This window comes from Kocuria sp. PD6 (assembly GCF_031844145.1).
In the GTDB taxonomy this organism is placed as follows: Bacteria; Actinomycetota; Actinomycetes; order Actinomycetales; family Micrococcaceae; genus Kocuria; species Kocuria marina.
On record NZ_JAUZUS010000003.1, the window covers coordinates 134872 to 148045 of the forward strand.

A 13174-nucleotide genomic window follows, 5' to 3' on the forward strand; every position below is an offset into this window, starting at 1 on the left:
TGTGATGCCCGCGCCACACGGCACACGCCCATGAAACACGGAGGGCGGCTCCCGAAGGAGCCGCCCTCTCCGTATATCCGGTCTGAATGCCCGGGCCGCTTGTCCGGCGGGATGTGGGACCCCGCCGCCCGTCAGTCGTTCTTCACGCGGCCCGTCACGCCGCGGAAACCCCCAGCAGGGAACCGATGAGGAAGGTCGCACCCAGAGCCAGCGCACCGCCCACCACCACACGGGTCGCGGCGCGGGCCACGTGCGGGGTGTCACCCAACCGGGCACCGAGCGTCCCTGTGAGCGCGAGCGCCACGAGCACGGCCACGAACGTGACGGGGATCCGCCATGGGGCGGGCGGGAGCAGGATGGCCAGCAGCGGCAGCAATGAACCCAGCAGGAACGCCGCCGCGGAGGAGAGCGCGGCACCCCACGGGCTGGGAATGTCATCCGGGTCGATCCCGAGTTCGGCATCCAGGTGGGCACGCAACACGTCCTTCTCGGACAGTTCCACCGCGACCTGTCGGGCCGTGGTCTCGCTCAACCCGCGATCCCGGTAGATCTGCGTGAGTTCGTCGAGCTCGGCCTCCGGCATGGCCTGTAGCTCCCACTTCTCCTTCTCGATGAGAGCTTCCTGCGAATCCTTCTGACTCGACACGGACACGTACTCGCCCAGCGCCATGGACAGTGCGCCGCCGATCACGGCGGCCGAACCGGCCACGAGCACGGGCGTCGTGGCCGCGGTGGCCCCGGCCACGCCGACGACGGTCGCGGCCACGGACACGATGCCGTCGTTCGCGCCCAGGACCCCGGCGCGCAGCTTGTTCATTTTCTCCCCGGACCTTGTCGCGTGCGGTTCCACCGCGGTGTGCTGTGCCATGCAGATAGTTTGCGTCGCAAATGAAAACCCCGCCAGGAAGGCAAGCCAAACCTCAATCGGGCCGGGGCCGCGGGGAGCAACACGCGCGGCACGCGACATCATGCCCCGCCCGCTCATTGGGGCGACGCCGCTCTGGAGTAGCCCGTTCGCCGCGACGGCGCCGATTCAGGGGCGAGCCCATCAAACCCCGTCAGTGATGACGATGATCCTGGGGCGTGAGGCGGGGGCCGAACGCGGGTTTGCGGTGCCCACTGGCCTTGATGAGCCGCACGACCCGCTGGCGGTGACCCCGCCACGGTTCGAGCAGTTCGAGCATGCGCTCGTCCGATCCGGGGGCGCCGTCGAAGAACCAGCACACGTAGTCGGCCAGGTGGAAGTCCCGCACGCTCACGCCGTCCGGGTCTGCATGGGTGCACTGGGTGATCTCCGCGGCCGTCCACGCACCGATCCCGCTGATCGATTGCACCGCGGCGCGCACCCGCGCCGGATCCGGCTCCCGGCCAAGGCGCTCCAGGGCCGACGCCCGCTGCACCGTGCGCATGACCGTCGCGGAACGGGCGGGGTCCACGCCCGCCCGGTGCCACTGCCAGGACGGCACCCTGCGCCACTGCTCGGCCGTGGGCGGCACCCGCATCCCGCGCGGAGCGGGCCCGGGTGCCTCCTCACCGATCCAGCGCAGCAGCGCCCGGTACGCCCGCACGGCCTCGATCGCCGTGACACGCTGTTCCAGGATGGAGACGACGGCGCGGTCCAGGACGGTGCCCGTGGCCGGCAAGCGCATCCCCGGGTGGTCGTGGCGCGCCCTGACGAGCCGGTGCGGCAGCTGCGCAAAACCCGCCGAGGACTCGAACTCCTCCCACGAATCGCCGTGGCCCACCCACCGGGGCGCGGACGGCAACCACTGCTGCGCGCCCGGACCCCACGCGTCCACGACGACGTCCCGGTCCAGGGGGTTCTCACCCGCGACGCGAGGTGGGCGGGAGAACCGCGCACTCACCGGCAACCCGCTCGAGCGCGCGGTAATCCACACGCAGTCCTCGTTCAGGATGCGCACCGTGGGATCGTCCGCACCGCGCCCGAGCACCCGCAGGGTCTGGCCCAGGTGCACGGGCCCGGGTGGCGTCCAGCGCAACCGGGTGGGGGAGTCCCCCGAACCGGTGATTCGCGCTGTCCGCACCGTGGTGGTCATGCGCAGATGATGCCACGGGTCTCCGACACCCTCGCGCGCACCCGGCTGGCATACTGGGTCCGACAACCCCGCCGCCCGGCACAGGCATCCCGGAGGGAGGATCGTGGCCCGTTCCCCCGCATCGGCCGACCCCGGGCGGACTCGTCCCGCATGGTTGCTACCCGTCCTCGTGGGAGCGTTCACGACCGCGGTGTACTGCGCGTTCTCCTGGAGCCAGTGGATCCGCTGGGACGTCCCTTCGTGGGACAACGCGATCTTCACGCAACTGCTCTCCGCGTACGCCTCCGGACACGCACCGATCGTGGACATCAAGGGCCACGGGTTCAATCTCCTGGGGGATCACTTCCACCCGCTGCTGATCGTCCTGGCACCGATTTACGCCGTGTTCCCCTCCGCGCTCACCCTCATGATCCTGCAGGACGTCCTCTTTGGGAGCTCCGCCGCCGTCGTCACGCGGTGTGCCCTGCATGTCCTGCGCCCCGCCCCGGCTGTCGCGATCGGCGTGGCGTACGCGGCGAGCTTCGGACTGCAGAACGCGGTCGCGGTGCAGTTCCACGAGATCGCGCTCGCCGTGCCGCTGCTCGCGCTCGGTTTGTGCGCACTGCGGGAACGGCGGTGGCGCGCGGCCGCCCTGTGGAGCGTGCCCGTGGCCCTCGTCAAGGAAGACCTGGGGGTCACGGTCGCGGTGATCGGGGCGCTCATGCTCGGTCACGCGCTGGTCCCGTTCGCGCGTGGGTGGAGCCGTGCGGTACGACGCCGCTGGGCCGAGTTCCGCGCCTACACCCACCGCGGCGCAGGGCGCAGTGCCGCGCACGTGCACGGTACTGAGGATCGTGTCACCGCGGATGCCCGCCACGATGGGGACCGCGGCGCCGGACAGGCATCGGCGGATCCCGCGAGAGCGGTCCTGCGGGATCCGGCCGCGCGGTGGGGCGCAGCACTCATGGTGTGGGGCGTCCTGGCCTCCGCGCTCGCGGTGGGGGTGATCCTGCCCGCGCTCAACCCTGCGGGGGAGTTCGCGTACTCGGACAAGATCGACCTGGCACTTCTGCTGCGCGATCCCACCTCCGTGGTCGTGTTGCAGGTCGTCCCGGTTGAGAAGTTCGTCACGTGGCTGCTCCTGCTGCTGATCGGCGCCGTGGTGGCGGTGCGCTCACCCCTCGCGCTGGTGGCGCTGCCCACGCTCGCGTGGCGCATGCTGTCCCCCAACCACGGTTACTGGGGGCCAGGGTGGCACTACAGCGCGGTGTTGATGCCCGTGGTCTTCGTGGCGCTCGTGGACGCCATCGATCGGCTCCGCAACGATGCGGATCGCGCGCGGAAGGCGGGGAGCGACGTCGTCGTCCGAGACGGCCCGGCGCGCCGAGGAACCGCGGGGGATCATGCCGGGAGCGGGCCCTCGAACGGACGCCTCACCCGTGACGGCTTACCGTTCCTCCCCGGCGAGGGTGCGGTGCTGCGCACCATGGCGCGCGCGGCCCCGTGGGCGGCGCTGGTCGTCGCGCTCGCGGTGGGCACCCAGCAACCGCTCGCGCAACTGGCCACCGCCGAGGCATGGCAACCCGATCCGCGTCACGACGCCAAGGTCGCCGCGGTGGAGCGCATCCCGCACGGGGCGAGCGTGGCCACGGACCTCTCGCTCATGAACGGGCTCGTGAGCACCACCCGCGTGCATTGGATCGGCAACGGGGACGATCCCGCCCCCGAGTACGTGGTCGTGGACCGGCTCGGCGGGACGTGGAGCGGCGAGCCACCAGCGGACGTCACGGGCTACGCGCGGGACATGTACGGGGTCGACTACACGGTCGTCAGTGACGAGGCGAACATCGTGGTGGCCCGCAGATCGGCCTGACATGGCCCGGCCGTGCGGTAGGCTAGTGGTTTATCATCCCGGTTTCTTGTCTGTCGTAACCGTTTCGCCGTAGCGGGCATGTCGGTCCAGGACTTCAGCGGTAGTACCGCGCGCACCGGTGACAATCACTCCACTCCACCGAAGCGAGGTTCTTCCGTGTCCACTGACTCCCTGTCCCAGAACGAAAATCCCCACAACGAGACCCCCGAGCGCGAAACCCCCGAGCGCGACGCCGCTCCCGCCGTGACCGACGCCCCCGGCAACCACGACGTCGTCGTCGACGCGCAGCGCACCGACAGCGGCGAGGCAACCGAGCCCGCCGACCAGCCTTCCGAGGCCGAGCAGACGGCCCGGGACGACGACGCCGCCGAGCCGGCCGAGCAGCGCGTCGAGAACGACTCTGCCGAGAAGCGCGCCGAGAACAGCTCCACGGAGAAGCCCGCCGACGCCGAGAAGTCCGAACCGAACCTGCCTACGTTCGCCGAACTGGGCGTGGACGCGCGCGTGCTGGCGGCACTGGACGAGGTGGGCTACGAGTACCCCTCGCCCATCCAGGCCGCGACAATCCCCGCGTTGCTGAGCGGCCGCGACGTCGTCGGGCTCGCGCAGACCGGTACGGGCAAGACCGCCGCGTTCGCGGTGCCCGCACTGTCCAAGCTCGCGGAGCTGTCCGACCTGCACGGCCCACACCGCAGCACGCGCGTGCTGGTGCTCGCGCCGACCCGCGAACTCGCGCTGCAGGTCGCCGAGGCCTTCGGCTCCTACGCGACCCACCTGGACGACTTCACCGTGCTGCCCGTGTACGGCGGCTCCTCGTACGGTCCGCAGCTCGCGGGCCTCAAGCGCGGCGCGCAGGTGGTCGTGGGAACCCCGGGGCGCGTGATCGACCACCTGGCCAAGGGCTCGCTCAAGCTGGACGACATCGCGTACGTGGTGTTGGACGAGGCGGACGAGATGCTGCGCATGGGCTTCTCCGAGGACGTCGAGAAGATCCTGGCGCAGACCCCCACGGAGAAGCAGGTGGCTCTGTTCTCCGCCACTATGCCCAAGGCCATCCGCCGGATCGCGCAGCAGTACCTGCACGACCCCCAGGAGATCACGGTCAAGGCCAAGACCACTACGGGCAGCAACACCCGGCAGCGGTACATGCAGGTCATGGGCCCGCACAAGCTGGACGCCATGACCCGCGTGCTCGAGGTCGAGGACTACGACGGCGTGATCGTCTTCGTGCGTACCAAGGCCGCCACGGAGGAGATCGCGGACAAGCTCAAGGCCCGCGGCTACACCGCCGCCGCGATCAACGGTGACATCCCACAGAACCTGCGCGAGCGCACCGTGGACTCGCTGCGCGACGGCAAGATCGACATCCTCGTGGCCACGGACGTTGCAGCCCGCGGTCTGGACGTCGAGCGGATCTCCCTGGTGGTCAACTACGACATCCCCCACGACACCGAGTCCTACGTGCACCGCATCGGCCGCACCGGCCGCGCGGGGCGTAAGGGTGAGGCCATCCTGTTCATGACCCCGCGCGAGAAGTACCTGCTGCGCGCGATCGAGAAAGCCACCCGCCAGCCCGTCGAACAGATGCGCGTGCCCTCCACGGACGAGGTCAACCAGACCCGCAAGGAGAACTTCGCGCAGCAGATCGAGGAGACCATCGACTCCGAGGACCTCTCGCTGTTCCGTGAGCTCGTGAAGCAATACGAGTCCGAGCACGACGTCGACGCCGTCGAGGTCGCCGCTGCTCTCGCCGTGATCGCCCAGAACGGCCGCCCGTTCCTCCTGGAGGACCTGCCCGAGCTGCCGCAGCGCAAGCGGGACCGCGAGCGCCGTGACGGCGACGGCCCCCGCAATCGCCGTTCCCCGGGGGACGAGGCCGGGATGAAGACCTACAAGCTGGCAGTGGGGCACCGCGATCGCGTAGTCCCCGGCGCCGTGGTGGGTGCCCTCACGCACGAGGGCGGTCTCAACGGTTCGCAGATCGGTGCGATCGACATCCGCCCCACGTTCACGCTCGTGGGTCTGCCCGAGAACCTCCCCGCGGGAACCCTCGACAAGCTGGCCAACACCCAGATCAACGGTTCGCCCATCCGGATCCAGGAGGATCGCGGACCCGGTGGCGCGCGCGGGGGCAAGCCCTTCCGCGGCGGTGACCGTGACCGTGGACCCCGCAACGACCGCGGGGGCTACCGCGGGGATCGGGGCCCGCGCAACGACCGCGGGGGATACCGTGAGGACCGGGGCGGCTACCAGGATCGTGGCGGTTACCGCGACGATCGCGGCGGCGGCCGTTCCCGTGGCGGGTCCTACCAGCAGGACCGGCCGCGTCGGAAGAACCGCCCGGACAACGGCGGCTACTCGGGTCGCTGATTCCGTCGGTTCACTGCCTCACCGTGAGCCGCTGACTCGCGGATTCGCCGGTTCGCTGCGAGCCACTGAGCCGGCCGACTGAGCAGGACCTGCCCAGCCGGGACGGTCGCTGACGTGGTCGGTCATCGGCGTGGCCGGTGAGTGACAGCACACAGGGCCGTGGCCGGGACGATCGTCCCGGCCGCGGCCCTTTTCTGCTTCTCATGTTCCCGTGAGGTGTGAGGTGCGCTGACGCGTGCGGCTCAGGCCACCGTGATGATCTGCAGGTCCTGCCCCACGGTCACCGCGCCGTCGTAGCCGCGGCTGGCCAGCCGGTGCCACTCCACGGGATCGATGGTGCCGCCCGTGTTCTCGATGTGCGAGAGCACCAGGTGGTCCACATGGGAGGCCTGCGCCACGGGTCCCATGTCCTCGACCATCACGTGGGACTTCTTGTGGTGGTCGATCACTTCTTCCGTGAGCCCCACCCCGGGTGGGATTTGCAACGCCTCGTGCACCAGGACGTCACTGTACTTCGCCAGGCGGATCAGGGTCTTGCTGTGGGTCGTGTCCCCGGAGAACGTGACCGACCCGTGGTTCGTGTCGAAGCGGAACATATAAGTGGGGAACACCGGCCCGTGGGGGACCAGTGTGGCCGTGACCTTGACCCGATCGTCCTCCATGGCCGTGAACGGCCGCATGAGACGCCACGTCCGTGGCCGTGCGGATCCGTGACGCCCTGGACCCGTTGCTGATCGAGGACGCCCTCGAACACTGCTCCAGGGCGGGGCTCGCCCAGATGCGCGCGGACATCCGGTGCATGGCCACCGCGGTGGAGGCCCAGGACCCGGTGGCCTTCGTACGCTCCAACTGGCAGTTGCACGCGAGCATCGCCCGGATCAGTCCCAACGAGCTGCTGCGCTCTGTCTACCTGAGCCTGTTGGACGTCGTGGAGGTGCACACCGCCTCGGTGCAACCGTCCCTGGAGATGCCCCTGAACGAGTACATCCGTTCGCGCCTGGACCTGCACCGGGATCTCGTGGAAGCGGTCGGTCGGGCGGGCGCACCCGAGGCCCGACGGCTCATCAAGGAGCACGCCGTGGCGGGTGAATCGGCGCGGCTCGTGGGGTGAGGGGCTTGTTTTTGCGACCCGCTCATCTCCTGTTAGAGTATTCCGCGTTGCCCCGATAGCTCAGTGGTAGAGCGCCATCTTGGTAAGATGGAGGTCCCGGGATCGATTCCCGGTCGGGGCTCTCATGATGAGAACCTGCGGTTCCTGCGTGAACCGTGGGTTTCATCCATGATGTGGCGGTGTAGCTCAGCTGGTTAGAGCGCACGACTCATAATCGTGAGGTCGACGGATCGAGCCCGTCCACCGCTACCGTTCAGGCGCCGTTCCCCTCGGGGAGCGGCGCCTTCGTCGTCCCCGGGCACAATTGGCCCGGGACAGCCGGTCCCGCACGACCCGCTCCTGAACAGTCCGGTTCCGCGCGACCCACTCCCGAGCGGCCCGGGAACGGGCGACCCGCTCCCCGATTGCTTAGCCACCCGTCCATCAGGTCAACTCGCGGACGGGCCCGATTCACCTCGCGGCCGCTTGGCCCTGTTCCACTCGAGGAACAGGGCGCCGCACTCCGGAGCAGCCTCCGGGGCGGGCGGGCACGATCGGACGTCGGAGGGGCGAGGCACCATGGCGGGCAGCGGATCATCACTGGCACAGCGACCCACCGAGAAGGACGCGCAGTCGGGTTCCGAGAAGGACGAGCAGACACACAGCATCCTGGCGCGCCTGCCGGTCTCTGAGCGCACGCGTAACGTCCTCGAGTGGTTCCTGGTGGCCTTCGGCATCTACGTCCTGATCACCGCGGTGGGGTTGATCGGTGATGGTTTCAGCGCCGCCACGGGTGGCCGCGCGGAGGAGCTGTTCGGTTTCGCCGAGAACCCCTTCGTGGGTCTGGCCATCGGCATCCTGGCCACCGTGCTCACGCAGTCCTCGTCCACGACCACCTCGATCGTGGTGGGCATGGTCGCGGGTGGCCTGCCGCTGGGCACGGCCATCCCCATCCTGATGGGCGCGAACGTGGGCACGACCGTGACCTCCACGCTGGTCTCCCTGGGTGCGGCCGGTGACCGGGAACAGTTCCGGCGCGGCTTCTCCGCGGCGTCCGTGCACGACATGTACAACCTGCTAGCCCTGGTGATCTTCCTGCCGATCGAAATGATGTTCGGTCTGCTCGAACGCGTCTCCACGTGGTTCGCCGGGGTGACCGCCGGTACGGACGGCGGAGCGGTCTCGTCCGTGTTCGGAACGTTCGGGGACGTGGTCTCCGCGATCACGGATCCCGGCGCGGACCTGATCGGCGGCGCCCTGACGTCCTTCCTTCCCGAGGTCTGGGCGGGGATCGCCATGATCCTCGTGGGCGTCGCGCTGATCCTGCTGGTCATCCGCATGATCTCCAAGCTGCTCAAGCTGCTCCTGGTGGGCCAGGCCGAGAAGATCTTCCACTCCGCGATCGGCCGCGGTCCCGTGTCCGGCGTGCTGGCGGGCCTGTTCATCACGGTCCTGGTGCAGTCGTCCTCCACCACGACGTCGCTCGCGGTGCCGCTCGCGGCCTCCGGCAAGTTCCAGCTGCGCGAGATCTTCCCGTTCACGGTGGGCGCCAACATCGGCACCACGATGACCGCGATCATCGCGGCGTTCGGGTTCTCCGGGATCGAACGCACGGCCGGGATGACCGCGGCCACGGTGCACCTGCTCTACAACGCCTTCGCGATGATCGTGATCATGGGGATCCCCTTCCTGCGTCCGATCCCCGTCAAGGCCGCCGTGTGGATCGGGGACCTGGGGGCCCGCAACAAGCTCTACGTGGTCATGTGGGTGCTCGGCGTGTTCGTGGCCGTCCCGGGCGTGATGATCCTGCTGACCTCCGTCTTCTGACCGCGAACCCCATCGAGCGCCGAGGAGAGCGAACGCATGAACCCCGAACAGTCGTCCACCACGGACGAGCGTGAACTACTGCAACTGATCTCCGACGCCGAGGAACGGGTCGCGCGACTGCGGGAGGAACTCGAGCGGCGTCGTCGCTGGCGGGAGGCGTCCGAGGAGATGGCGGCCCAGCACCGCGAGATCGACCGGCTGGCCGCATTGCTGGAGGAGGCCCGGGTGGACTGGCGCGCGGTGGGCGCGTTCGTGCGCGGTGCGGTGCGCGAACAGCGCGCCGGTCGCCCGTGGGACGAGCGGACCGACGACGTCGCGGACGGCAGCGCCGCGCGCACCGGCCGGGAAGCGGGGGGGAAGTGATGCGCGCGCGTCGACCGTCCGCAGTGGTCGCCTGCGCGGTGGCGGCGGCGTTCGTGGTGACCGCGTGCTCGGAGCAATCCGCGGGATCCGCCGGCGCGGCCGGGGAGCGGGACGCCGTGGTGATCACCGGATCGGCCACGATCGAGCCGATCACCCGGATGGCCGTGCGGGAATCGGGCACGAACGCGCAGATCTCGTCCGAGGGCAGCAACGCCGGGTTCGAGAAGTTCTGCGCGGGTGAATCGGACATCAACAACGCCTCGACCCCCATCCCGGGCCCCGAGGACCCCGTGGACTTCCGCGCGGCGTGCGCGGACAACGGCGTGGAGTACGTGGAACTGCCCATCGCCCTGGACGCGATCGTGCTGATCGCCAACGAGCAGAACGAGGCCGTCCGGGACATCACGATGGCGGAGCTGCGGCGGATCTGGGAACCGGGATCCTCGGTGGACACGTGGTCGGACGTGCGGGACGGCTGGCCGGGCCAGGAGATCGACCTGTTCGGGCGCAGTGGAGGCTCCGGGACGTTCCTCGAGTTCACCCAGAAGGTCAACGGGGAGCCCGGGGCCATCCGCGAGGACTACGAGCACAGCGCGGACCTCGCGCAGGTCGCGCACTGGGCCGCCGAGGCGCCGTACTCCCTGGCCTTCATGGGGGTCGGCAACTACCTGGCCGCGCCCGAGGAGGACCGCAACCGGGTGACCACGCTGCCGGTGGACGGCGTCGCACCGGACCGGGAGTCCGTGGTCTCCGGTCGGTACCCGCTGGGCCGTGAGCTCTACGTCTACGTCTCGCGCGAGGCGCTCGGGAAGAACCCCGCGGTGGAGGAGTACGCGCGCCACCTGCTGGAGCACGGTCAGGAGATCGTGCCGCGCGCGTTCTTCTACCCGCTGTCCGACGACGCTTACGCGCAGGCCCGGGCGCGGCTGGACGAGCGCGTGCTCGGCCCCCGGTAGTTCGTCCGGGCCCGCTCGCCCAGTACGCTGGGAGAAATTCTTCCCAGCGATCGAGGAGAGTCATGGCCATATCCGCAGACGTGGTGGGCAGGACCTACCCGTCCATCCCCCCGTACCTCGTGGGCCGCGAGAAGATCCGCGAGTTCGCGAGCGCCGTCCACGCCACGGACGCCGCCCACCACGACGTCGCCGCGGCGCGCGCTGCCGGGTACGCGGACCTCGTGGCCCCGCCCACGTTCGCGATCATCGTGTCCCAGCGGGCCGACGCCGCCCTGGTCAACGATCCCGAGGCCGGGATCGACTTCTCGCGCGTAGTGCACGCGGACCAGCGGTTCACGCATCACCGCCCCGTGGTCGCCGGGGACGAGCTGACAGCCGCGGTCACGGTGGACAACGTGCGTCCCCTGGGATCCGGGGCCATGGTGACCTCTCGCGTGGAGATCACCACGGTGTCGGGGGAGAAGGTGGCGACCACCGTGTCGTCGTTGTTGGTACGCGGGGAGGACCAGTGAACATCACGTTCGACGAGCTCGAGAAGGGCCAGTTCATCGGGGAGCGCCGCGTGGGGGTCTCGCGCGCGGACCTAGTGCGTTATGCGGGCGCGTCTGGTGACTTCAACCCGATCCACTGGAACCAGGACTTCGCGCAGGGCGTGGGCCTGCCCAACGTGATCGCCCACGGGATGTTCACCATGGGTGCGGCCGTGGCGCTGGTGACCGAGTGGGCCGGCGATCCCGGCGCCGTGGTGGACTACCAGACCCGGTTCAGCAAGCCCGTGGTGGTGCCCAACACGTTCGAGGACCGCGTGGTCCCGAGCACCGCGCTGACCGTGAGCGGGGTGATCGGAGTCGTGGATCCCGAGGCGCGTACGGTGCGCGTGGACCTCACCGTGACCGCTCCGGACCTCTCCGAACCGGACACGGATCCGGCCACGGCCAAGGAACTCAAGGTGCTCGTCAAGGCTCAGGCGGTTGTGAAGTTCCCGCACTAGAGTGGTGCCTCATGAACGCACCACGTCTGTCCCAGCTCACGACCACGGCCGTGGGGGGCCCCGCCGAGAAGGTCGTGGAGGCGACCACCGAGGCGGACCTCGTCGACGCGGTCTCCCGCGCGGACGACGCCGGTGAGCGGGTGCTGATCGTGGGCGGCGGCTCCAACATCCTCGCGTCCGATCAGCCGTTCGCGGGGACCGTGGTGCACGTGGCCACGCGCGGGATCACGGTCACGGACGGAAGCGGCTCGGCCGACGGCGACTCGGACACTGCGCTCGTGGACGTCGCCGCGGGAGAGCCGTGGGAGGACACCGTTCGGGAGACGGTGCAGCGCGGGCTGGCCGGTCTGGAGACCCTGGCCGGGATCCCGGGCACCACGGGTGCCACGCCCGTGCAGAACGTGGGCGCGTACGGCGCGGAGGTCTCCCAGTGCATCGTGCGGGTGCGGGTGTGGGACCGCGAAGCCCGGAAGGAACTCACGTTCGGTTTCGCGGACCTGGAATTCTCCTACCGTGACTCCCTGCTCAAGCGCAGCATGACCCACGGTTCACCGCGCTACGTGGTGCTCTCCGTGACGTTCCGCCTGCGCAGGCAGGAGCAATCGATGCCCGTGCGCTACGCCCAGCTGGCCACGGCGCTCGGGGTCGAGACGGGACAGAGCGCACCGCTCGCGACCGTGCGGGACACCGTGCTGCGACTGCGAGCGGGCAAGGGCATGGTCCTGGACCCCGAGGACCGGGACACGTTCAGCACGGGGTCCTTCTTCACCAATCCGGTGGTCCCGGAGGACGAACTCACGGATCGGATCCCCGCGGACGCCCCCCGCTACCCGGTCCTGGACGCCACGGGACAGGAGGTTCCCGGCGCGGTGAAATTCTCCGCGGCGTGGTTGATCGACCACGCCGGTTTCGGCAAGGGATTCGGGCTGCCGGGCACCCGAAACGAGCTGTTGGACCTGGACGGCGGGGAGGTCGCCGGAGGACGCGCGGCGCTGTCCGGCAAGCACACGCTGGCCATGACGAACCGGGGCACCGCGTCCGGGGAGGACGTCGCCGCCGTCGCGAGCACGGTACAGCGCGGCGTGGAACAGGTCTTCGGCGTACGGCTGGCCCCCGAGCCCGTGCTGATCGGGCTGTCGCTCTGACGAGCGCGACCCATGGGACGAACGGAACAGTCGTGATGATCGGGGCGAGCGGCGTCGGCACGGCGCACCGCATGTGCGGGACGCGCGCATGAGTTCCGAGCTGCACGAGGAGATCGAGCGCGGCGAACGCGGGGGCCGGGTGCACCGGGCGGTGCTGCGGCTGCGCGCGTGGTCCGAGCGCCACCCCGTGCTGCGGGTCCTGCACAAGGCCACCGTGATCGTGCTCGGCGGGGTGTTCGTGCTCGCGGGGATCGTGATGCTCGTGACGCCCGGGCCCGGGTGGCTCGCGATCTTCCTGGGGCTGGGGATCTGGAGCACGGAGTTCGAATGGGCCCACCGGCTGAACCAGCGGATCAAGCGGCTCGCGCTGCGTGCGTGGCGATGGTGGGCCAATGTCATGGCGCAGTGGCGCTATCGGCGCGCCCGGGACAAACCCCCCACATTGGTGCAGGGGCCGCGGCACATGCGTGCCACGACCCCTGACGATCCTCGCTAGGCGCGGGAAGCCCCGCCGCACGGACGG

General features: G+C 69.8%; 13 protein-coding genes and 2 tRNA genes. 12 read left to right on the plus strand and 3 right to left on the minus strand.

All coding sequences use genetic code 11. The features are described 5' to 3' along the window. Positions 1–154 precede the first annotated feature (154 nt). Together Q9R22_RS03645 and Q9R22_RS03650 are read right to left on the minus strand one after the other, a co-directional pair. Positions 155–868: a VIT family protein gene (locus Q9R22_RS03645; RefSeq protein WP_131332431.1), complete on the minus strand. Its 714-nt coding sequence runs from the start codon at positions 866–868 to the stop codon at positions 155–157. A gap of 190 nt (positions 869–1058) precedes the next feature. Next, positions 1059–2057, minus strand: a complete 999-nt coding sequence (locus tag Q9R22_RS03650; RefSeq protein ID WP_131332432.1) for a DNA-3-methyladenine glycosylase — start codon at positions 2055–2057, stop codon at positions 1059–1061. A 103-nt stretch (positions 2058–2160) separates the two neighbouring features. Between Q9R22_RS03650 and Q9R22_RS03655 the strand changes: the two genes are divergently transcribed. Together Q9R22_RS03655 and Q9R22_RS03660 are read left to right on the plus strand one after the other, a co-directional pair. Next, entirely contained in the window at positions 2161–3909 is a 1749-nt protein-coding gene (locus Q9R22_RS03655) for a DUF2079 domain-containing protein (RefSeq protein WP_242670600.1), read from the plus strand. Positions 3910–3987: 78 nt separating this feature from the next. Next, positions 3988–6279, plus strand: coding sequence for a DEAD/DEAH box helicase (locus Q9R22_RS03660; RefSeq protein WP_396415662.1), 2292 nt, complete (start codon positions 3988–3990; stop codon positions 6277–6279). Between the two features lie 242 nt (positions 6280–6521). Here Q9R22_RS03660 and Q9R22_RS03665 read toward each other — a convergent pair whose 3' ends face one another. After that, positions 6522–6959, minus strand: a complete 438-nt coding sequence (locus Q9R22_RS03665) for a hypothetical protein (RefSeq protein ID WP_207387883.1) — start codon at positions 6957–6959, stop codon at positions 6522–6524. A 14-nt stretch (positions 6960–6973) separates the two neighbouring features. Between Q9R22_RS03665 and Q9R22_RS03670 the strand changes: the two genes are divergently transcribed. The 10 genes from Q9R22_RS03670 to Q9R22_RS03715 all read left to right on the plus strand — a co-directional run bounded on the left by Q9R22_RS03670 (position 6974) and on the right by Q9R22_RS03715 (position 13147). After that, a complete protein-coding gene (locus Q9R22_RS03670) occupies positions 6974–7390 on the plus strand; it encodes an FCD domain-containing protein (protein ID WP_131332435.1) in 417 nt (138 codons plus the stop codon). Between the two features lie 49 nt (positions 7391–7439). Beyond that, positions 7440–7511 (plus strand) — tRNA-Thr (locus tag Q9R22_RS03675). A gap of 54 nt (positions 7512–7565) precedes the next feature. Continuing rightward, positions 7566–7639 (plus strand) — tRNA-Met (locus Q9R22_RS03680). 309 nt (positions 7640–7948) lie between these two features. After that, positions 7949–9196, plus strand: a complete 1248-nt coding sequence (locus Q9R22_RS03685; RefSeq protein WP_131332436.1) for a Na/Pi symporter — start codon at positions 7949–7951, stop codon at positions 9194–9196. 36 nt (positions 9197–9232) lie between these two features. After that, positions 9233–9559 carry a hypothetical protein gene (locus Q9R22_RS03690; RefSeq protein WP_131332437.1) on the plus strand — a complete coding sequence of 109 codons (327 nt, stop codon included), beginning with the start codon at positions 9233–9235 and terminating at the stop codon, positions 9557–9559. Further along, the gene (locus Q9R22_RS03695; protein ID WP_131332438.1) at positions 9559–10515 is read left to right on the plus strand and encodes a substrate-binding domain-containing protein; all 957 of its coding nucleotides are present in this window, start codon (positions 9559–9561) and stop codon (positions 10513–10515) included. The genes Q9R22_RS03690 and Q9R22_RS03695 overlap by 1 nt, the downstream gene beginning before the upstream one ends. Positions 10516–10577: 62 nt before the next feature. Next, positions 10578–11027: a MaoC family dehydratase N-terminal domain-containing protein gene (locus Q9R22_RS03700; protein ID WP_064845251.1), complete on the plus strand. Its 450-nt coding sequence runs from the start codon at positions 10578–10580 to the stop codon at positions 11025–11027. After that, on the plus strand, positions 11024–11506 hold the full coding sequence (locus Q9R22_RS03705; RefSeq protein ID WP_131332439.1) for a MaoC/PaaZ C-terminal domain-containing protein: 483 nt from the start codon (positions 11024–11026) through the stop codon (positions 11504–11506). Before Q9R22_RS03700 ends, Q9R22_RS03705 begins: the two co-directional genes overlap by 4 nt. Before the next feature lie 11 nt (positions 11507–11517). Continuing rightward, positions 11518–12651 (plus strand): UDP-N-acetylmuramate dehydrogenase, encoded by a 1134-nt coding sequence (locus Q9R22_RS03710; protein ID WP_131332440.1) that lies wholly within the window; start codon positions 11518–11520, stop codon positions 12649–12651. An 88-nt stretch (positions 12652–12739) separates the two neighbouring features. Continuing rightward, positions 12740–13147 carry a PGPGW domain-containing protein gene (locus tag Q9R22_RS03715; RefSeq protein ID WP_035960049.1) on the plus strand — a complete coding sequence of 136 codons (408 nt, stop codon included), beginning with the start codon at positions 12740–12742 and terminating at the stop codon, positions 13145–13147. Positions 13148–13174 lie beyond the last annotated feature (27 nt).

Bases quoted from the DNA above. Each gene is read 5' to 3' on its own strand.
- Q9R22_RS03710 (WP_131332440.1), top strand. From the start codon at position 11,518: ATGAACGCACCACGTCTGTCCCAGCTCACGACCACGGCCGTGGGGGGC.
- Q9R22_RS03685 (WP_131332436.1), top strand. From the start codon at position 7,949: ATGGCGGGCAGCGGATCATCACTGGCACAGCGACCCACCGAGAAGGAC.
- Q9R22_RS03700 (WP_064845251.1), top strand. From the start codon at position 10,578: ATGGCCATATCCGCAGACGTGGTGGGCAGGACCTACCCGTCCATCCCC.
- Q9R22_RS03695 (WP_131332438.1), top strand. From the start codon at position 9,559: ATGCGCGCGCGTCGACCGTCCGCAGTGGTCGCCTGCGCGGTGGCGGCG.
- Q9R22_RS03665 (WP_207387883.1), bottom strand. From the start codon at position 6,959: ATGCGGCCGTTCACGGCCATGGAGGACGATCGGGTCAAGGTCACGGCC.
- Q9R22_RS03660 (WP_396415662.1), top strand. From the start codon at position 3,988: ATGTCGGTCCAGGACTTCAGCGGTAGTACCGCGCGCACCGGTGACAAT.
- Q9R22_RS03690 (WP_131332437.1), top strand. From the start codon at position 9,233: ATGAACCCCGAACAGTCGTCCACCACGGACGAGCGTGAACTACTGCAA.
- Q9R22_RS03645 (WP_131332431.1), bottom strand. From the start codon at position 868: ATGGCACAGCACACCGCGGTGGAACCGCACGCGACAAGGTCCGGGGAG.
- Q9R22_RS03650 (WP_131332432.1), bottom strand. From the start codon at position 2,057: ATGACCACCACGGTGCGGACAGCGCGAATCACCGGTTCGGGGGACTCC.
- Q9R22_RS03715 (WP_035960049.1), top strand. From the start codon at position 12,740: ATGAGTTCCGAGCTGCACGAGGAGATCGAGCGCGGCGAACGCGGGGGC.